16 protein-coding genes are annotated in these 19,004 nt (G+C 62.6%); 4 read left to right on the top strand and 12 right to left on the bottom strand.

Going from position 1 to position 19,004, the window contains the following annotated elements:
- Window positions 1-6 precede the first annotated feature (6 nt).
- Window positions 7-102 carry an IS3 family transposase gene (locus VEZ38_RS11250; protein ID WP_324892563.1) on the top strand — a complete coding sequence of 32 codons (96 nt, stop codon included), beginning with the start codon at window positions 7-9 and terminating at the stop codon, window positions 100-102.
- A 65-nt stretch (window positions 103-167) separates the two neighbouring features.
- On the opposite strand, the gene VEZ38_RS11245 is transcribed toward VEZ38_RS11250, so the two are convergent.
- From VEZ38_RS11245 to VEZ38_RS11235, 3 genes are all read right to left on the bottom strand, one after another.
- Window positions 168-3,512 carry a CAP-associated domain-containing protein gene (locus VEZ38_RS11245; protein WP_324893456.1) on the bottom strand — a complete coding sequence of 1,115 codons (3,345 nt, stop codon included), beginning with the start codon at window positions 3,510-3,512 and terminating at the stop codon, window positions 168-170.
- Between the two features lie 619 nt (window positions 3,513-4,131).
- On the bottom strand, window positions 4,132-4,764 hold the full coding sequence (locus tag VEZ38_RS11240; RefSeq protein WP_324893455.1) for a helix-turn-helix domain-containing protein: 633 nt from the start codon (window positions 4,762-4,764) through the stop codon (window positions 4,132-4,134).
- A 99-nt stretch (window positions 4,765-4,863) separates the two neighbouring features.
- Complete coding sequence (locus VEZ38_RS11235; protein ID WP_324893454.1) at window positions 4,864-5,493, bottom strand: hypothetical protein; 630 nt, start codon at window positions 5,491-5,493, stop codon at window positions 4,864-4,866.
- 311 nt (window positions 5,494-5,804) lie between these two features.
- On the opposite strand from VEZ38_RS11235, the gene VEZ38_RS11230 reads away from it, so the two are divergent.
- Together VEZ38_RS11230 and VEZ38_RS11225 are read left to right on the top strand one after the other, a co-directional pair.
- A complete protein-coding gene (locus VEZ38_RS11230) occupies window positions 5,805-6,602 on the top strand; it encodes a phytanoyl-CoA dioxygenase family protein (protein ID WP_324893453.1) in 798 nt (265 codons plus the stop codon).
- Window positions 6,545-7,516, top strand: a complete 972-nt coding sequence (locus tag VEZ38_RS11225) for an AraC family transcriptional regulator (RefSeq protein ID WP_324893452.1) — start codon at window positions 6,545-6,547, stop codon at window positions 7,514-7,516. Before VEZ38_RS11230 ends, VEZ38_RS11225 begins: the two co-directional genes overlap by 58 nt.
- A gap of 474 nt (window positions 7,517-7,990) precedes the next feature.
- Here VEZ38_RS11225 and VEZ38_RS11220 read toward each other — a convergent pair whose 3' ends face one another.
- From VEZ38_RS11220 to VEZ38_RS11185, 8 genes are read right to left on the bottom strand one after another with little or no spacing between them, the layout of a single operon-like run.
- A complete protein-coding gene (locus VEZ38_RS11220; protein ID WP_324893451.1) occupies window positions 7,991-8,767 on the bottom strand; it encodes an SDR family oxidoreductase in 777 nt (258 codons plus the stop codon).
- Window positions 8,768-8,775: 8 nt separating this feature from the next.
- A complete protein-coding gene (locus tag VEZ38_RS11215; RefSeq protein ID WP_324893450.1) occupies window positions 8,776-9,786 on the bottom strand; it encodes a DUF5107 domain-containing protein in 1,011 nt (336 codons plus the stop codon).
- The gene (locus tag VEZ38_RS11210) at window positions 9,783-10,829 is read right to left on the bottom strand and encodes a zinc-dependent alcohol dehydrogenase (RefSeq protein WP_324893449.1); all 1,047 of its coding nucleotides are present in this window, start codon (window positions 10,827-10,829) and stop codon (window positions 9,783-9,785) included. Before VEZ38_RS11210 ends, VEZ38_RS11215 begins: the two co-directional genes overlap by 4 nt.
- Entirely contained in the window at window positions 10,826-12,790 is a 1,965-nt protein-coding gene (locus VEZ38_RS11205) for an alpha-galactosidase (RefSeq protein ID WP_324893448.1), read from the bottom strand. The genes VEZ38_RS11210 and VEZ38_RS11205 overlap by 4 nt, the downstream gene beginning before the upstream one ends.
- 44 nt (window positions 12,791-12,834) lie before the next feature.
- The gene (locus tag VEZ38_RS11200; RefSeq protein ID WP_324893447.1) at window positions 12,835-14,127 is read right to left on the bottom strand and encodes an ABC transporter substrate-binding protein; all 1,293 of its coding nucleotides are present in this window, start codon (window positions 14,125-14,127) and stop codon (window positions 12,835-12,837) included.
- Between the two features lie 26 nt (window positions 14,128-14,153).
- Window positions 14,154-15,038, bottom strand: coding sequence for a carbohydrate ABC transporter permease (locus VEZ38_RS11195; protein ID WP_324893446.1), 885 nt, complete (start codon window positions 15,036-15,038; stop codon window positions 14,154-14,156).
- Window positions 15,035-15,982 carry a sugar ABC transporter permease gene (locus VEZ38_RS11190; RefSeq protein WP_324893445.1) on the bottom strand — a complete coding sequence of 316 codons (948 nt, stop codon included), beginning with the start codon at window positions 15,980-15,982 and terminating at the stop codon, window positions 15,035-15,037. Before VEZ38_RS11190 ends, VEZ38_RS11195 begins: the two co-directional genes overlap by 4 nt.
- Before the next feature lie 14 nt (window positions 15,983-15,996).
- Complete coding sequence (locus tag VEZ38_RS11185) at window positions 15,997-17,112, bottom strand: mandelate racemase/muconate lactonizing enzyme family protein (protein WP_324893444.1); 1,116 nt, start codon at window positions 17,110-17,112, stop codon at window positions 15,997-15,999.
- A 184-nt stretch (window positions 17,113-17,296) separates the two neighbouring features.
- Between VEZ38_RS11185 and VEZ38_RS11180 the strand changes: the two genes are divergently transcribed.
- The gene (locus VEZ38_RS11180) at window positions 17,297-17,986 is read left to right on the top strand and encodes a GntR family transcriptional regulator (RefSeq protein WP_324893443.1); all 690 of its coding nucleotides are present in this window, start codon (window positions 17,297-17,299) and stop codon (window positions 17,984-17,986) included.
- 82 nt (window positions 17,987-18,068) lie between these two features.
- Here the strand turns inward: VEZ38_RS11180 and VEZ38_RS11175 are convergent.
- Window positions 18,069-19,004: hypothetical protein (locus VEZ38_RS11175; RefSeq protein WP_324893442.1), on the bottom strand; the 936-nt coding region annotated here is incomplete at its 5' end.

The raw sequence follows: 19,004 nt of genomic DNA, 5'->3' as shown, positions 1-19,004 counted from the left end.
AGGCGAATTGAGGCATACATTCACTTTTATAACCACGAACGACCTCAAAGAAAGTTGAAAAAACTGACACCTGTGAAGTACAGGTGCCAGTTCGCTGCATAGGGTGTTATTTAACTGTCCACAAAAATGGGTCTTGACCAGGGCGCGGGGCGGGGCTTCTCCCGAAACTATGGCGTGTAAAAGTTTTGCGTGTAGTACAAGTGCAGGTCTCCTCCGAAAAAGACGCCCACGCCCAGCCGCTGCACGTCCGCGTTCAGGATGTTCACCCGATGCCCGAGCGAATTCATCCACGACGCATGCGCATAGATCGCGTTCGTCTGACCGGCGGCGATGTTTTCTGCGGCGGCCCGCAGCGACAGGCCGTCCGCCTTCATCCGGTCGAACGGGCCGAGCCCGTCCGGATTGTCGTGGTCGAAGAAGCCGCGCTCCGCCATGTCCCGGCTGTGCTCCCGCGCGGTGCCGGCGATCGTCTCGTTCCACTGCAGCGGCGGGAGGCCGAACCGCGCCCGCGACGCGTTCGCGAGGTCGAGCGACTGCCGCTCGAAGGCGGCGCGCAGCGCGTCGCTCGCGGCCGGATACGGCGACTTGCGGGCGTCCTCGACCGCCTTGTCGACGACGAGCACCGCCGCGGCCTTATAGCCGTCGTGCTTGTCGAAGAAGACGGTCGCGTAAGCGGCGCCGTCGACGAGGAAGACGCTCGCCTCCTCGTCCGCCTCGTCGTTCACGATCACGTTGTCCTTCACGAGCCGCACGGGCGCGCCGTACGCGGCGCGAACGGCGTCGGCGGAGGCGCCGAGCGCAAGGCCGTCCTTCGCGCGCCAGTTGTCCGCGTTCGTGAACAACCCGACGACGCGGCCGTTCGCCACGCCGATCATCGCGAATTCCGAATAATCGTCGTTATAGACATACCACGTAAACCCATATTCGCTCGGGTCTTTGCGGGCCGGCTGGCCGAGCTTCGCGACCGCCGTCGATTCCGCGTCGCCGATCGCGACGCCGCCGACGACGAACGCCGCGCCGGACGCCGCGCCGGACGGGCCGCCGATCGCGAGCTTCTTGTCGATCATGTTCTTTATGAACTGCAGCGCCTCGACGCGGCGGAGCGAATCGTTCGCTTGGAAGCCCTCGACCGTGTTGCCCGTCTTGCCGTTCGCCAGCTTGTTGTCGAGCAGGTACTGGATCGCGGCCCGCTCGCCGCCCGCGACCCCTTGCGTCGCAGCCACGATGCGCGCGACGTCGCCGCGGTCGAAGTCGGCCGCTTGCAGCGAATTCACGAGCGGCCAGCCCAGTGCGGCGGCTTGCTTGTAATACGGCGCGTGCCACGCCTCGCCCGGCGCGGCCGGCGCAGGCGCGGCGTCCGGAAACGCGCGCAGCAGCATGACCAAAAACTCCGGCTCGGTGACCGTCTTGTCGGGCTGGAACGTGCCGTCCGAGTAGCCGGTCACGATGCCGTTCGCCACGCCCCATTGGATCGTGGCGGCGCCCCAATGGCCCGCAACGTCCTTGAACGCCGACGGCGTCGGCGTCGGCTGCGGTTGCGGCTGTGCCGGCGCGGCTGTGCCCGCCGGATCGACCGCCGTGCCTAACTGCCATATCGTCGACGACGACAATGCGTACATCCGGCCTTTCGTGCCGGGCAGCAGCTCCTGCACGCTGCGCCCTGCAAGGCCGTCCCTCGCCCAAACGCCGCCGCGGTACGTCCATACGCCGTCGTCCGTCGCCGCCGTCAGCGAGCCGTCCGCATTCCAATGGAGATCGGCGACGAGCCGTTCGCGAACCGTCGACGATCCGCCGCCCAGCTCCGACCAGACGCCTCTCGCGTCCCTCGTCCAGACGCCTTGGCCGAAGAAGCCTACGGCCAGCTCGCCGGTCGCCGACCACGCCAGGGCGGAGGGCGCATACATACCCTCGGGCGCGTCGAGCTTCACCCCGGCGGCGTCGCCGACGTACAGCCCGTCGGTCGCGATCGCGACGCGCCCCGATGACGACGCCTCGAACGCGCCGATATACCCGTAGTCGGACGCGCCCTTCACCGCCGACCACGATCCGCCTCGGTACGCGAGCAGCCGCCCGTCGCGCGTCGCCGCGTACAGCGCGTTCCCGGCGTACCGAAGCGCCTCGATCGTCTCGGTCGACGCGGCGCCGAGCGGCGCGAGGCCGGCACTCGACGCTTGCAGCGCGCCGAAGCCGTCCGTCGCGGCGGTCGCCTTGCCCTCGGGCGATACGGCGAGCGCCGTCACGGAAGCGAAGCCTTCGTCCGAGGCGGCGTTGCCGAGCTTTTTCCATTTCCCCGCTTCATACTGCCACAGCCCGGTCGGCGTCCCGGCGTACAGCTCGCCCGCCGCGCCATAAGCCAGAGCGGACACATACGCTTTCGCAAGCGGCGAGCCGGCGCCGCCGACCGGCGACCAGACGCCGTTGCGCTGCGCCCAGACGCCGGTTCCGCCGACCGTCAGGACGCCTTCGGGCGACACCGCCGCTTGGCCGAAGCCGCGCAGCGACTCCGCGAGCGACGGCTGCTCGTCCCCGAGCCGCGACCACGCGCCGTTCGCCGCGCGCTGCCACAGGTCGCCGTCGTATGTCGCCGCGACGAGCGTCCCTTGGCCGGACCAATGAATGGCGGTGACCGACGCTCTTGCGATCGGGGAATCCGCGTCCGTCGTCCAGCGCCCGTCCGCCAAGAAGTGAACGCCTTGCCCGAGCGTCCCGACGGCGAGCCGCCCGTCCGGCCCCCAGGCCAGCGCGTTCGCCCAGCCGTGTTCGAACGGCGCGCCGCGGTCGATGCGCCGCCAGCCGGTCGAGCCGTATTGCTGCACGCCGTGCTGCGTCGTCGCGACCGTCAGCGCGCCGTCAGGCGACCAGCCGAGAGCGGACACTTGGCTGGCGACGTCGTTCGGATCGCCGACGGGCGCCCAGACGCCGTTCTTATATTCGAGCACGCCGTACCCGTTCTGCGTGCCCGCCGTCGGTACGCCTTCCGGCGACAGCGCGAACGCCGTAACGACGAAGGAATCCTCGTCTCCCGTCGTCTTCGTCCATGCGTTGCCCTGGAGAAGATACATCCCGCCGCCTTCCCAGAACGGCTCGTCGTTCGACGCCAGCAATGCGCCGTCGTCACCGTAGACGAACAACGCCTCGCCTTCGATCGGCGTTTCCGCGCCGCCGACCGGGCTCCACGTCCCGCCCGCGTATTGCCACGCGCCGCGGGCGCCGACCGTCAGCTTGCCGTCGGGGCTCCATCCGATCTGCCGCACGACGCCGAGCCGCTCGCTTCCCGGCATCTGCGTCCACCGCCCGTTCTCATACCGATAGACGCCCGAACCGCCGCCTGCGTACCATACGCCTGCGGGGTCGCGTTCGACGACCCACGGCGTGCCGCGGTACAGCGGCTTCCACTCCTCCGCGGCGGCCGCGGCGCCTTGTCCCGTCGGCGCGACCGCCGCGAGCGCGGCGCCGGCTGCGACGAAGGCGGCGAGGACCGTTTTCCGCAGGATTGCTTTCCATCCGTTCACGCGAGACACTCTCCTTATATGTAGGCCTATCCTCCAACTATACAACATCCCGGGCGGCGCCGGACGAAAAAACGCACACGCGAATAAGCCCCGTCCATGATCGCTACAGCGTCATCGACGGGGCTACCGCTCTTCTTCCGTATTCACTTGTAAACTTCAACCCTCCGATACATGCACCGCATGCACAATTTCGTTGGCCTCTTCCACGCATGCTTGGCATGCATCCACTTTCTTTCTTCCTAATCGCTTCTTGCTGCTTGTCTCCCCGCATGCCCGGGAGGCGTGCCGGCATGCTTCGCCTAACGCTGCGTCAACGGATGATTCTCCCTTCCTTAGGAATGGTATATTAACGGCTCAGGCGTATCGTCCGATGGCGGATCCGTAGCGACCGTGCTGGGGGTACGGCTGCGACGCGTATCCGAGGAAGCCTGGCGCCGATAATATCGTTACCGATCGGTTCGCCTTCGAAGGCTTGTCCGATTCATGGCTTTAGTGTACGTCCTCTCGCGAATTTTGTAAATATTCAGATTATTCCGTCTTATCCCGATTTCGCCTGTCTCTTTCCCGCTCGCTCTGGATTTCTCGCGTTATCGCAATTTTTCTTTCGCCGAATGAAACATTATGACGGTTCGAGCACATGCCCCTTCATAATGAATAAGGCTTGATCGTAAATAGATTGAAATAACATGTCGTACGTCCAATGCTCTAGAAGCACGTATTGGGAGAGCAAGGTAACGACGCAGCCGAAGAAGCACGTTGCAGCCAATCCGGGGTCGAAGTCCGCCATTGCCGATGGGTGCGCTTCCTTCTGGATCGAGAAAAAGTCGGCAACGGCGACAAGGATTCGCTCGTCCGCTTCGAACAAGCTTGCACGCGCTTCCGAGGCTTCCGAAAACTTCCCGCCGTACACAAGCGCGAAATAATCGCGCAGCAGCCTCTTGTCGACATGCTTGATATAAGATAAATGCCGGTCAAGCAGCGCAACGACGGCCTCCGCCAGCTGGCGCGAGCCGACCGTCTCCAACGCCGTCTCCTTCCCTGGCGGCTCCGCGGGAGGCGGGGGCATCACGGCCGCGATAAACAGCTGCGCTTTGCTAGGAAAATAGTTGAATAACGTTCCTTCCGCGATTCCCGCCGCTTTGGCGATTTCGGCGGTCGTCACCTGCTCGAAGCCTTTCGACCCGAACAAAGCGCTAGCTTTCTCCAGCAGCATTCTCCTCGTTCGCTCTTTCTTATGCTCTCTCAACCCCATGCTTCCACCTACATCCGTATAAATGAACTAGTTATAGTATACTCATTTTTAAGATGCAGTCATCCGCGAACTCGGCGAACCTTTCCCCATTACGGCCCCTCATTTGCGATACGGCTCCTCCCGGACCAGGTGGCCGTACACGATTTTAATGAATAGCAGCGGCATCAGCCACTCGAACCCGTCAACCGGCGGAACCGCGTAGAGATTGACCAGTACGGAAAGCATAATCAATAACATCGACACGGGTCTCTTCATGTAAAGCGGTACCATGAGGACAAGCGCGACCGACGTTAGAAAAAGAACATACCAGGCGATTCCGAATGTCCAGTTCCAGCCTCCGAACATCAAGCCGACGACGATCGGGTGTATGTGGAATACGCTGAAAATGACCGGCTGCTTCAACACGAAACCCAGCTTGCCTTCATGCTTCTTGGCGGGGGTATGATAAAACCGCTTGCAAGAATTAAGCGCATTGGATACAAGTCCGCCGCTAATGTCAAAAGCCAATACCAATGCGACGACCGTCTGGGCCGTATTCCATTCCACCGATTTCGACCAAATCAAATACAGCACAAAACAAGGTACGATAAGGGCGGAAAGAAGACCCAACGCCTTCTCCGAACCGTATGCCCCCGTGCCGGAGGAAAAGTCTGTCTTCCCTTCGTATTCCCAAACAATAGGAGCCTGTCTTCTCGTCGATATTCCGTCCTCTTTCCGGAAGTCTTGCATGAAATCCCTCCTCTGTTTTTGAGTGCACTCATTTTTAGTGCGGCCGCGCCTCGCAAACCGTCCGGACACTCCCTATAAAGTTGAGTGCACTCATCTATAAATATATACCAATCCTTTCTGCCTGTCACCCCAAGCTTGGGGATCCGTCCTCCGTGCATCCGTAAGATGGCTTTCTTCGATTCCTCTTATGGCTTCGGAATCGTTAGGATCGCAGCAACTTTCGGTGTAAACTGAGCAAATATGCTTCTTTTTCGAATGGACGTTTTCGTATAAGATCATTATATAATCAATGAAAATGGAGGAGATGGACGATGAAGCTTCACGGCATGACGGCGGAGCAATATATAGCGTGGAATCGAGACGGATACTTGGTGATCGAGGATTTCTTGTCGCCGGCGGAAGTCGACGAATATAACTTGCACATGGACGACGCATTCGAGCAGTGGCGGGCGAACGGGGGCGGCAACCCCGAGCACGGGCAGTTGAGCCATGTCGAGCAAATTTGCGGCATTATCGATTACGGCGACCCGTTCCTCGATTTGATGGAGCACCCGCGCATGATGGCGATGATGCGAGACATCTTCGGAGACCGCTTCGTCATGATCGACAACGACGCCATGCTGAAGCCGCCGAAGCGCGAGGCGCATACGAACTGGCATCGCGACACGGGCAACAAGCTGTTCGTGAACGAGCGGGAAATTCCGTTTATGGCGAAGGTGTTTTATTTCTTGTCGGACGTCGAGCACGACGGCGGCTGTCTCGCGTTCCTGCCGGGCAGCAATCATCTGCCGAACGAACGTCTGCCGAAGGTGGAGAAGCAAGAGGATATGCCGGGTCACGTCCGGATGACGGTAAAGAAAGGCACGGCCGTCGTCTTTAACGGCTACACGTACCATTCCGCGCTCAACAACTATTCGGATACGACGCGGCGCTCCCTGATCTACAATTACGGCGCGTCCTTCGTTCGCACGTGGCCGGGATACGAGGCATCGGAGGCGCTGCGCGCCAAGGCGACGACGAATTTGCGGAAAATGCTGCTCGGCGTCACCCCGTGGGTGGCGGACCCGAAAGCGTTCGAGACGTCGCCCGCGCCGGTCGCGACGCCGTGATGTCGGACGCAGGCAACGGGGCGGCGACGCCCCCGGCGCCACCGGCTCCCCCTGCGCCCTCGGGCAACGTGCAGTACGTCAATTCGCCGAGCGGCTTCGCCCGTTCGCGGCTCTACTACGCGCTTATCGGCGGCGTCGATCAGACGGCGCCGACGTTCGCGTTCGAACGAGACGAGTACCCCGCTTACGAGTTGATTTATATCACGAGAGGGCGCGGCCAATTCCGCTACGGCGACGAATGGCGCACGCTCGAGAAGGGCGACGGCGTCGTTTACGATATGCGCCACCCTCACGCGTTCCGCGCGGATGCGGCCGACCCGTACGAGATGCGGTACGTCGTGTTTCACGGCGCGGATCTGGACAAGCAATGGCTGACGTGGTTCGACGGCCCCTGCGTGTGGCTGCGGCGGAGCCCTGCGCCCGGTCCGCGGTACGCGTCCGTCCTGCTCCGCGTGCTGAACGAGATGTCCCGGGGCTCGAACGATCGGGAACCTACGATCTCCGCGTTGCTCTACGAGTTGCTGATGGAGGCGCTCGCGCAAGGGCGGGCCGCGGCGGACGAACAGAGCGCCGCCCCGCCTGCGCTCGAACGGGGGAGGCGGTACCTCGAGGAGCGCTTCGCCGACGAAGACGTCGACGTTCACGGGGCGGCCGACGCAGCGGGAATCAGTTACTACCATTTCATCCGGCAGTTCAAGCGTTACTACGGCTCGCCGCCGAAGGAATACTTGACGCAGCTTCGCCTCGGCGAGGCGAAGCGGCTGCTGCTGCACACCGACCGCCCCGTCGGCGAGACGGCGGAAGCGGCCGGCTTCGGCAGTTACAACGCCTTCCTGCACACGTTTCTGCAGCACGAGGGCTGTTCGCCGACGCATTACCGCAAAACCTGGAGACGGCGGCCGCCAAGCGACTGAAGCGTCGCCGGCGTGCCGCCGTTTTTTTCGTCCCCCGCCCTGCGCCTCGTCTACCGTCCCTTCCTCGCTCTCCGCCGTCCCTTCCCCGTACTCCGACCACCAACGCCATCCGCCGCACACCGGGAAATGCTCAACTTTTGCGCTTATCCCGCCGTTATGCTCAAATTTTGCAAATCTCCGCCCCACGCCCCGCCGACCGCCGGCTCTGCTACACTCTCCGACCGTCCCCGCCGTTCGCCGCACACCGGGAAATGCTCAACTTTTTACGCTTATCCCGCCGTTATGCTCAAATTTTGCGCATTTCCGCCCCACGCCCCGCCGTCCGCCGTCCCTTCGCCCCCCCCGAACGCCCCCGCCGACCGCCGAAAGAGGAAAAATGCTCAATATTTGCGCATTTTCTCCGAAAGAGCGCAAATGTTGAGCATTTCCTGGAAAGCGAACGGCCCTACCGGGTCGACCCCGGGCGAGCGCGTCTCAGAACGTCAGCGACAAGCCGCCGTCGACCGGCACCGTCGCGCCGCACATGTACGACGCGTCGTCGGAGGCGAGGAACGCCACGACGGACGCGATTTCCTCCGGGCCGCCGGCCCGCGCCTGAGGAATTTTCCGCCGCTCGACGTAAATGTCCTTGAACCAATCCGTCTCGAGCTCGTTCTCGCCGTCGACGACCGACATCGGCGTGTCGACGAAGCCGGGATTGACCGCGTTCACGCGGATGCCGTGCGGCGCCAGCTCCACCGCCGTACAGCGCGTCAGCTGATCCGCGGCGCCCTTGGCGGCGTTGTAATGGCTCGTCATCGGCAGCGCGCGGTACGAATTAATCGACGATACATTGACGATCGCCCCGCGCACGCACGCTTCGATCATATGCCGCGCCACGGTGCGGGTACAAAAGTACGTGCCGAAGGCGATGACGTCGAAGACGGGCTTCCACTCGGACGTCTCCCCCGCCACGAAGTCGACCGACGTCGACATCGCGGCGTTGTTCACGAGCACATCGATGCGCCCGAACGCGGCGATCGCCTCGTCCACGCAGCGGACGACGTCCGCCTCCGACGCGACGTCGCCGCGCACGAACAGCGCCCGGCCGCCCGCCGCTTCCAGCTCCGCGACCGCCGCTTCGCCGACGTCCGCGCGCCGCCCCATCACGACCGCCGCCGCTCCCTCTAGGACGAACCGCCGCGCGGTCGCCAGTCCGATGCCGGTGGCGCCGCCCGTCACGAATACCGTCTTGCCTTCGAATCTCCTCATGCCTAAGCTCATCCGATCGCCTCTCCTTCCACGTTGCCGTCCGCGTCGATGCCCGTTACCGCGGCCAAGCCGCCGTATACGACCGCGACGACCTCGGTCTCGAGCGTCTCGCCGGCCGCCAGCGTGCGATGCGTGCCCGCCGCGGCGCCGTCGTTCACCGAGATCGGCGTCCCGGTGCAAGGCTCGAGCACGACCGTCTGCAACCCGCGCCAGCCGCCGTACGTCGCGAACAGCCAGCAGGAGCGAAAGACCCCCGTATCGAAAGCGAGCCCGAGCCCCACGCCCGACGACGTGTCCGTGTAGGCGCACCAGCCGCCGGTCAGCTCGGTCAAATACTGAAATTCGTTCACGCCCGAGGACGCCGGCAAGCAGCGGCGCATGTCGTGCACCGCTCCGTCCTCGCCGCTCGCGTACGGCCACGAATAAGAGACGCCCGTCTTGCCGGTCCGCGGCGGACCGAAGTCCTCGAGGTACGCCGACCGGGCGCCGACGTCGACGCGGCCGTGCTCGTCGGCCTTCACCGCCGCATGCAGCTTCCATAAATACGGCAGTTCCCCGCGTCCGAGGTTCGTCAGCCGATGCGCGAACCGCAGCTTCGACTCGCCGGCGCGCAGCCGAATCGTCTTCTCCATCCGGCAATTCGATACCGGCGTCTCGACCCACAGCTGCGCCTCGACCTCGTCCGCCGTCCGGCGCGTCTCGAACGACCACGGCAGCGTCCACAGCTCGCCGTGATCGGGCATCGCTTCGGCGCCCAGCGTCTCGGGCACGTCGTTCGGGAACAGTTCGTCCCAGCCGCCGAAGAAGTGGTCGTCGTACGACGCCCCGAACGCGACCGGACGCGGCGCCATGCGCGGATGCTGCCACAGCAGCTCCTTCCCGCTCGGCTTATGCGTCAGCTGCCATAGCTTGCCCCCGAGCCCCGGGAGCAGGACGACCTTCAGCAGCTCGTTCTCGAGGATGACGGCCTGGAAGCCGCGGTACGTCCAATCCGTGTCGATCCGCAACGCGCCGCTCATTCGGCCGCCGCCTCCTGCGATACCGTCAGCAGCACCTTCGCGACGGCGCCCGGATCGGACAGCAGCTTCTCGTACCATGCGGCGCCATCGGCGAGCGGCGCCGTCGCGATGCCGGCGTCGAGCCCCGCCTTCCCTTCCTCGAGGAGCGAGAGCGCCGTCTCGAAATGCGCCGTCCCGTACGCGAACGAGCCGACGGTGCGAATTTCGTTGCGGACGTAATGATTGACGGGCAGCATGGAATCCGCTTCGTGCAGCCCGACGAAGACGACCGTGCCGCCCGGGGACACCGCATGCGAGCAGGCAACCCGCGTCGCGCCGGCGCCGACGGCGTCGATCGCGAGGCCGACGCCGGCGCCGTCCGTCATCGCCCGCACCGCATCGACGGTATCCGTCTCGCGCGGATTGATCGTCTCGGCGCCGAGCCCGCGCGCGTACGCAAGTCGCTCGGCGTTCGTGTCGGCCACGAGCACGCGCCGCACGCCGGCCGCTCGCAGCGCCTGCACCGTGAAGATGCCGATCGGCCCCATGCCGACCACGAGCGAGACGGTGTCCGCGGACGCGGCGGCGAGATCGACCGCGCGGACGGCGCAGGCGATCGGCTCGGCGAGCGCGCCTTGCGCAAGCGACACGCGCTCCGGCAGCGCGTACACGTTGCGCGCCGGCACCGCGACGAACGTCGCGTTGCTGCCGGGGAGCGATGCGCTGAGCAGCTTTCGCGACGGGCAAAGCTGCTGCAGCCCCGCCGCGCAATAACGGCATTCGCCGCACGAGACGAGCGGGTTCGCCGTCACCCGCGCGCCGACCGAGAGATCCGGCCGCAGCGCGCCGGCCCGCTCGCCGAGCGCCGCGATCCGGCCCGAAAATTCATGCCCGAACACGAGCGGCGGCTGCCGCAGGCTGTTCTTCCCGAGATAGCCGCTCAGCTCCGAGCCGCAGATACCCGAATACGCGACCTCGATCAAGACGTCCTCGGCGGAAATCGTCGGGACATCCAGCTCCCGCAGCTCCATGCGACGAGGCCCTTCGTACACTAATGCGATCATAATACATCGTCCTCCTTCCGAATCGAAACCAAATCGCCTTCCTCGAGGTCCAGCGCGATCGCCAGCCCTTCCTCCATCAGCTCGGCGCCCGTATAGGCCGCGGACGCCCCGCCGCGAAGCAGCGAGGAGACGACGTACCGCGCCGAGCCGTCCAGCCCGCGCAGGTCGAACGACCGCTTCGGGCGGCTCTTCCCGTGCAGCCGGAACGCGAACAGCAGATGCTCGTCGCCGGACGGCCGCGCGTACTGGAACGCCGCCCACCGCTCGCCGCGGGCGAACCGCTTCGGCTGCTCCGTCAGCCGGTAGACGTCTGCCTCGCGCACGAACGGCGCGACGACGTCCCGGTACAGCCCGACATGGAACGCGAGCCGCTCGGCCACCCAACCGGGAAGCTCCGGCAGCTTCTGCGACACCCCGAACCCGCCCAGCATCGAAATTAACGTATAATAGTCCAGCCGCTCCCGCGTGAGCGAGGGATCCGACGGATCGAATTTCTGGTACCGGTGCTCGCCGAGCCAATCGCAATAGCTCCAGTGCAGGCACACGTTCGGCGCGAGCATCGTCGAGGCGCCCCAGAACAGCTGCAGGTCGTGCTCCGGCCAATCCGGGTCGGAGAGGAACGTCGCGTGCGTCTGCTGCATCAGGCCGAGGTCGATGCGCAGCCCGCCCGACGAGCAGCTCTCCAGCAGCACGTGCGGATGCTTCGCCCGCACCCGTTCGAGCACCCGGTAATACGCGGCGATATGCTCGAACAGCCCGTCGCCGGCGCCGTGGCCGTGATCCGTCCGATTGCAGCCCGCGCCCGGATCCAGATTATAATCGAGCTTGATCCAGTCGCAGTTATATTCCGTAATGATACGATCCAAGGTCGAAAAGGCCCACTCCGCCGCCTCCGGATTCGCGAAGCAGACGTAGCCGATCGGTTCGCCGTCGCGCGTCGCGACGAAGTCCGGGCGCGTCGAGGCGAGCGCCGCGCTCTTGCCGAGCGCCTCGATCTCGCACCAGAGGCCGAACTTGAGACCCCGCGCGTGGCAGGCGTCCGATAAGACGCGCAGCCCGTTCGGAAAGCGGATCGTGTTCACGAGATCCCAGTCGCCGCGGTAATCGTACCAGAACGTATTCGCGTCCGTCGGGCCGAACCAGCCGGCGTCGAGCGTGCAGACGTCGAAGCCGAGATCGGCGGCGCGTGAAACATTTTCCAGGAATACTTGCTCGTTAATCTTCTGATCCTCGTAGCTCCACCAGTGATTCCACTCCGCCGGCAGCGACGCGGACAGTTCGTTGCGAGGATACCAATAGTCGCGGCCGACGCGCGCGTACTGGATCGAGACGTCGTTCAGGTCGCCGGTGTCCGCGCGGACGACGACGACATGCGGGCTCTCCATCGACTCGCCCGGGGCGAGCTCCTTGAAGAACTCCCAATCGTTCAGCCCGCCGGCAAGTAGCATCGTGCCGTCGTCCCGCGGCGTCAGCGTCAGCGCCCAGTTGCCCGACCACATGACCGACGCGGACACAATGTCGCCGGTCGCGCGATCGAACAGCGCCATCCAAGGATGCACGTCGCCGGAGGAGCGGCCTTTCCTCGTCTCCAGCCGGAACGGCTGCCCGTGCGGCGGCAGCGGCGCCAGCACGCCTTCGAATTCGAGCCCCCAGCCGCTCGTGTAATGCATCGTCTCGTAATCCCGCTTCGGCAGCGCCAGCGCGATCGAGTCGATCGCCTCGATGCGGATCGGCCGATTCCCGCGGTTCGTAATCACGAGCCACTGCTCCGTCAAGCTCGTTCCTTCGTACGTTACCGCGCGCCGTTCGACGCTCGTGCCGGTCGCCGCGTCGACGAAGAAGGCCGCGTCGACGACGCGGCCTCCTTCCTTCGTGCGCGAGCCGGGCTCCGAGACGTCGAACGCGTCGTCGGCCAGCGTTCGGCCGTCGATGCGCAGCGCGAATCCGATTGTCTCCGTCATACGCGCAAACCCTCCTCGTTTCGAATCGCTGGTACTCGTTCCTCTTACTGCTTCATCAACGCGTTGACCTCTTGCTCGGCCTTCTTCAGCGCCGCTTCGACGTCGCCGCCGTTAATGAAAATTTCGTCCTGCATCGGCGCCACGTACTTATCGAACGCTTCTCTCCACTTGATGGAATAGATGTCGCCGATTCGTCCGTCGGCCGTCCAATTGAGGCGCGCTTCTTTGTAGCCTTCCGGCGCCCACTCCGGCGTCGGCGCCGCGTCGCGGGACGGGTTGTGGACCGGAATCCACGATTGCTGCTCCGCGAGCGTCTTTTGGTTTTCCGTCATCGCCCACTTGATGAACTCCCATGCCTCTTCCGGGTGCTCCGTATTGTTCGCCATGACGTACGCGCCCATGAAGTACGGCGTTGCGCGGCCGTCGCCCCATTTCGGAATCGGCGCCATGCCCCATTCGAAGTCCGTAATTTCTTTGAGCGACCCGAGATCCCAGTCGCCGCCGACGTACATCGCGATCTGGCCCGTCTGGAAGCCAAGGCCGCCTGCGTCCTTCGTCGCGACGTCCGGGGAAACCTTATGCTTGTAAATCATGTCCTGGATGAACTGCAGCGCCGCTTTGTTTTCCGGCGTGTTGAGCGTTACTTCCGTCGGCTCGTGCACGTCGGCTACGAGTTGGCCGCCTTGCGCCCAGCTGAGCGCCATCCATGCCCACCAGATGCCGAGCGCCGTCGCGTCGAAGCCGTACTGCGTCGTCTTGCCGCCTTCCGTGACCGTCAGCTTCTGCGCTGCGGCGAGCACGTCTTCCCACGTCCAATCCGCCGTCGGGTAGCTAACGCCCGCTTTGTCGAACAGCGTCTTGTTGTAGTAGAACGTCAGCGTCTGATAGTTCTCCGGCGCCGCGTACATGTTTTCCCCGTCGAACTTGAACGGCTCGAACAAATTCGCGTCGAACTCGTCCATATTCAGATCGCGGTCGAAGTACGGCTGAAGGTTTTTAAAGAGACCGTCCTTATACCAAGCGTAAGCCGGGACGTCCCAATAGAACAGGTCGACGGGGTTGTTCGTCGCAAGCGACAGCTCGATCTTGCGGAACGTCTCGTCCCAAGGAAGCAGCGTCATCTGGACTTCGATGTTCGGATGGCTTTCGTTGAAGCGCTTAATTTTGTCTTCCTCTTCCGCGTCGAGCGCCGGACCGTTGGACCAACGCACGAACTCCAGAACTACCTTCTCGCCCGAGCCGCTCGCGCCGCCCGGCTTCTGCGAGCAGCCGGCTGCGATCGTGACGAGCATCGCGGCGACGAGCAACAAAATCCAACCCGATTTGCCTTTCTTCATGTCCTTACGACCTCCCTGAAATTGGTTTAGCCTTTCACTCCAGTAAATACGATCCCCTTGACGAACACCTTCTGGCTAAAGAAAAACAAGAGGACGCATGGAATGATGGAAATCAGCGTCGCCGCCATGAGCAGATGCAGCTCCGGAGACGACCGGGCCGAGCCCTGGAAATACGACAGGCCGAGCGCGATCGTGCGCTTGCTCTCGTCCGTCAAGTAAATCAGCGGTCCCATAAAATCGTTCCACGTCCACATGAACGTGAATACCGCCGCCGTGGCAACCACGGGCATCGTGAGAGGCACCAAAATGCGCACCCACGTCGAGTAAGCGTTGCACCCGTCGATCTTGGCGGCGTCCTCCAGCTCCCGCGGCACGCCCATGTAAAACTGGCGCATCAGGAAGATAAAGAAAGCGTTGCCGAAGAAAGACGGTACGATGAGCGGCAGGAACGTATCGATCCAGCCGAAGGAGTTAAACATAAGGAACAGCGGCACCATCGTCACAGCGGTCGGCAGCATAAGCGTGGAGAGCAGGACGATGAAAATGAAATCCTTGCCCGGCGCCTTGAGCCTCGCGAAGCCGTACGACGAGAACGAGCACGACAGCAGCGTGCCGATCATGACGAACGCGACGATCGTCACGGAGTTAAGCGTATATAGCCCGAACGGGAACGTCGTGAGCGCCTGCGGATAGTTGCTCCACATGATCGGGTCCGGAATCCACTCCGGCGGGAATACATACACGTCGATCTTCCGCTTGAGCGACGTCGAGATCATCCATACGAACGGCGCGAGAATGACGATCGCCCCGGCGATCAGCAGCGCGTAGGACAACAAGGCTTGAATGCGTTCGACGAGCCGCTTGCTCGCCGCGCGCCGGGTCGGCGCTTCGGTTCGAACCGTCGTCGTCATGCCGTCCGCCCCCTTGCTTTCGAAGTCTTCTTCGCCTTGGCTTCTTCGTAAAACACCCACATCGGCGAAGATTTAAAGACAAGCAGCGTGAACGCGAGAATGACCAGGAACAGCATCCAAGCCATCGCGGACGCGTAGCCCATCGAGTAATAATTGAACGCTTGGCGGTACAAGTAGAGCACCGCGAACAAGGTCGAGTTGTTCGGTCCGCCTTGCGTCATGACGTAGCCTTCCGTGAACACCTGCAAAGACCCGATAATGCCCATCACCAAGTTGAAAAAGATAACCGGCGACAGCATCGGAATCGTGACGTTCAGAAATCTCCGGAAGCGGCCCGCGCCGTCGATCTCCGCCGCCTCGTACAGCTCGGTAGGGATGCCCTGAAGGCCCGCGAGGTAAATCAGCATGCTGCCCCCGACGCTCCAGAGGCTCATCAGGATGAGCGACGTCAGCGCCCAATCTTGGCTGTAAATCCATTGCGGTCCCTGAATGCCGAACAGGCCGATAAACCAGTTCAGCAGGCCGAATTCCGGATTGAACAGCCACTTCCACAGCAGGGCGACGGCAACGCCGGAGATGACCGCGGGCATATAGTAGATGACGCGGAACAAATAAATGCCCTTGAGGTTCTGGTTCAGCAGCATCGCCAGCAGCAGCGAGACGACGAGGCCGAGCGGCACGCTGACGGCGGCGTAGATGAACGTAATCTTCATCGAGAGCCAGAAAAACTCGTCATTGAACAATCCGATATAGTTGCCGAGGCCGACCCATACGGGCGACTTTAGTATGCTGTAATTCGTAAACGAGATATACGCGGAAAATAGAATCGGTCCGAGCAAAAAGACGACCATGCCGATAATCGCCGGACTCATGAATACGTAGCAGTCGAGCGCTTCCTTCTGCGTGCGCGACAATTTGCTTCGGGTCGTTCGGGTCAATGCCATCCCTATCCCTCGCTTTACGCCTTATATTTCGCTTCGACCTCCGGATCGATCTCAATCCCGAGGCCCGGACGGTCGGGCAGGTGGACGTAACCGTTTTCAAACTTCACGGGATTACGCACCAAGTGCCGCGCCAACGTCGATTCGGACACCGTATACTCGAGCAAGAAACCGTGCGGCATGCTTGCGACGAATTGCGTGCTCGCCGCGACCAGAATGCCGGTTTTGAACGCATGCGGTACGACCTTCTTGTTTTTGTCGTACGCCATGTACGCGATCTTCTTGGCTTCGGTAAGGCCGCCGCAGCGGCCGAGGTCCGGCTGCAAGATGTCCAGATGCGCATCCCGAATCAATCGTTCGTAGGCGAGGCGTCCGCTCTCCTGCTCGCCCGCCGCGATGTAAATATCGGACGCGTCGGCCAGCGCGGCGTAGCCCGCATGATCGTCCGGCGGGAGCGGCTCCTCGATCCAAAAGACGTTGAATTCCTCGAACTTGCGCGACATCCGGATCGCTTGCTGCGCGTCCCAGGTGTGACCGATGTCGATCATGAGATCGACGTCGTCCCCGATGACGGTGCGAAGCGTCCGAATCGCCTCGACGTCGAATTTGTCGTCCTTGCCGAACGGCCCCCAGCCGAACTTGATCGCTTGATAGCCGAGTCCGATGTACCGCTCCGCGAGCGCCGCGGCCTCTTTGATCGTATCCGGCATGAGCAGGCTTGCGTACGCCTTGACCTTGTCGCGGTACACGCCGCCGAGCATCTGCGCCGCGGTTCGACCCGTCGCCTTGCCGATAATGTCCCACAGCGCGATGTCGATGCCGCTCATCGCGTGCAGGGCTGGACCGCTCCGTCCGAAGTACAGCGTGCCTTGGAACATCTTGTGCCACAGCCGTTCGATGTCGAACGGATCTTCGCCGAGGAGCAGCTCCTTGAGGCCGATCGCGATCGAGTGCGACGCGCTGGCTTCGACGACCGCCCGCGCGACCGCCGGCGAGGAATCGATCTCGCCGATGCCCGAGATGCCTTCATCCGTATGAATGCGGATCATGAGGGTGTCTTGCGTGCCGTCGCATTTGGAGGCGTCGATGGTCGGCAGTTTCAGGTATACGACTTCCACATCCGTAATTTTCAAGGTTCTCGTGCTCCCTCCGGGTGTCTCCTGCGTTTCCGCGACTTTGCAAATGAAGCGCTTTCATAAGTTCATATTTACACTATATCTTGCTGATTGTCGATTGTCAACAATTCGTGATTGACGATTTTTCGGCTACCGCATACACTAGGAATAACCAGTTGCGGCTTCCATCGGAGGTTAGAGGATGTCTACTTATCGATTTTCTGAGCAGAAAGCGGTTTCATTGCGGCACCGCATTGCCGAAGATATAAGAAGAGCGATTATAGAGGGCAAGCTGAAGCCCGGCGACCGGCTGCTCGAGGTAGAGATGTCGAAGCAGATGGGCGTCAGCCGCGGCCCGATCCGCGAGGCGCTGCGCGTGCTGGAGCAGGAAGGGCTGATCCATTCGCAGCCGTTCAAGGAGACGGTCGTCGCCGAGTTTTCGACCGAGGAGGTCGTGAACGTACTGATTCCGATCCGCCTGACGGTCGAGACGTACGCGATGCGCAAGGCGCTGCCGACGTTCGGCGAAGAGGATTTCGCATTCCTCTCGCAATGCCTCGACAGCATGCGCGCGAACGGGGAAGCGGGCGACGTCGTAGGCCTCGTCGAGAGCGACCTTGCGTTCCATGAATATATCGTCGTGAAGTCCAACGTGCCAAACTTGATGAACATCTGGTCCAGCATCTTCACGCGCATTCGCCTGCATTTCTATATGCAGGATCAAAATTTCGAGGACATCTCCACCGTCTGGGCGCAGCATCAGCCGCTGCTCGATACGATGCGCACGGGCGACGTCGAGCGCGCCTGCCACGAGCTGTCCCGCCACATTTTCGATACGAACCTGCTGTCGCTCGGCCTGCCCGTGCCGCCGACGACGATCCTCCGGCGGTAGGCGGTCCGCAACACAGGGAAGGGGCATGCCCCGGACGTAGTTTTCGCTACTTCCGAGGCGGCCCCTTCTTTGCCGGTTCCGCTTATTCGATATCGTCTACTTCGATAAATACAGGCCTCTCGCTCACGTTCACGATGACGGTATTATTGTTGATGGAGAGCGCGGTGGAGACGCCGTCCGTATCGCCTGCAGCCATCTCGACCAGCGTCGCTGCGGTCGGATTGCCCGCCAGCGTCAGCGTATACCCGTTCACGCTCGTCTGGTTGCTGGTCGGCGCCCATACCGCATAGACGCCGCTGTCGTCATTCGCGTTCTTAAACTTGTAGATCATGACGTTGGCGTTGCCGGAAGCCTGCTCTCCGAGGAACTTCGTCTCTCCTAACACATTGCGCATGGTGTATACATAATACCAGGATCGCTTCGGAATCCATCCGGTAGCCATCGAGCTCGTCAAGCCGGAGGATGCATACAAGCCATACCCGCCGTCAACGTCCCTCATCATGTACATCTGCGCGCGATCTACGCCCGCGGCCGCGATGGCCAAGTACGACCGCACCAACCACTGCCCTTGCACCTCTTCGCCGGAAAACGACCCGATCGCCGGAGCCTTCTGCACGGAGCCCTGATTGGTATCGTAACCGAATTCGGAAATCCATATCTCCTTGCCGGGCATGTACCGGTTGCGGAATTCCACCATCTCCTCGAGCCGATCCTTCAGTCCGTCCGCTTCGGGACTGATTCCGGACGTGCCCGCGCTGTTGCGGCTGTAGTGGTGCACGTTGATGACGTCGAACGGAACGTCGCCGTCCCGGTAAAGATCCGCCCACAGCTTGATGCCGCGCATATATTCGACGTTAATGCCCGCCAATCCGCCCATGACCATCTTGGCGTTCGGATCGGCGTTCTTCAATCCGACCGAGCTTCCCATCGCGCCTTGGTGCCCGTCGTAGTTGGCGCTCGCCATCGCCGCGTATTCGAACGGGGTGAAGTACGCGCTTCGGCCGTTCCAATCTTGATT

This window comes from Paenibacillus sp. (genome assembly GCF_035645235.1).
Classification (GTDB): Bacteria; Bacillota; Bacilli; order Paenibacillales; family YIM-B00363; genus Paenibacillus_AE.
This window is presented reverse-complemented; position numbering and strand designations above follow the sequence as displayed.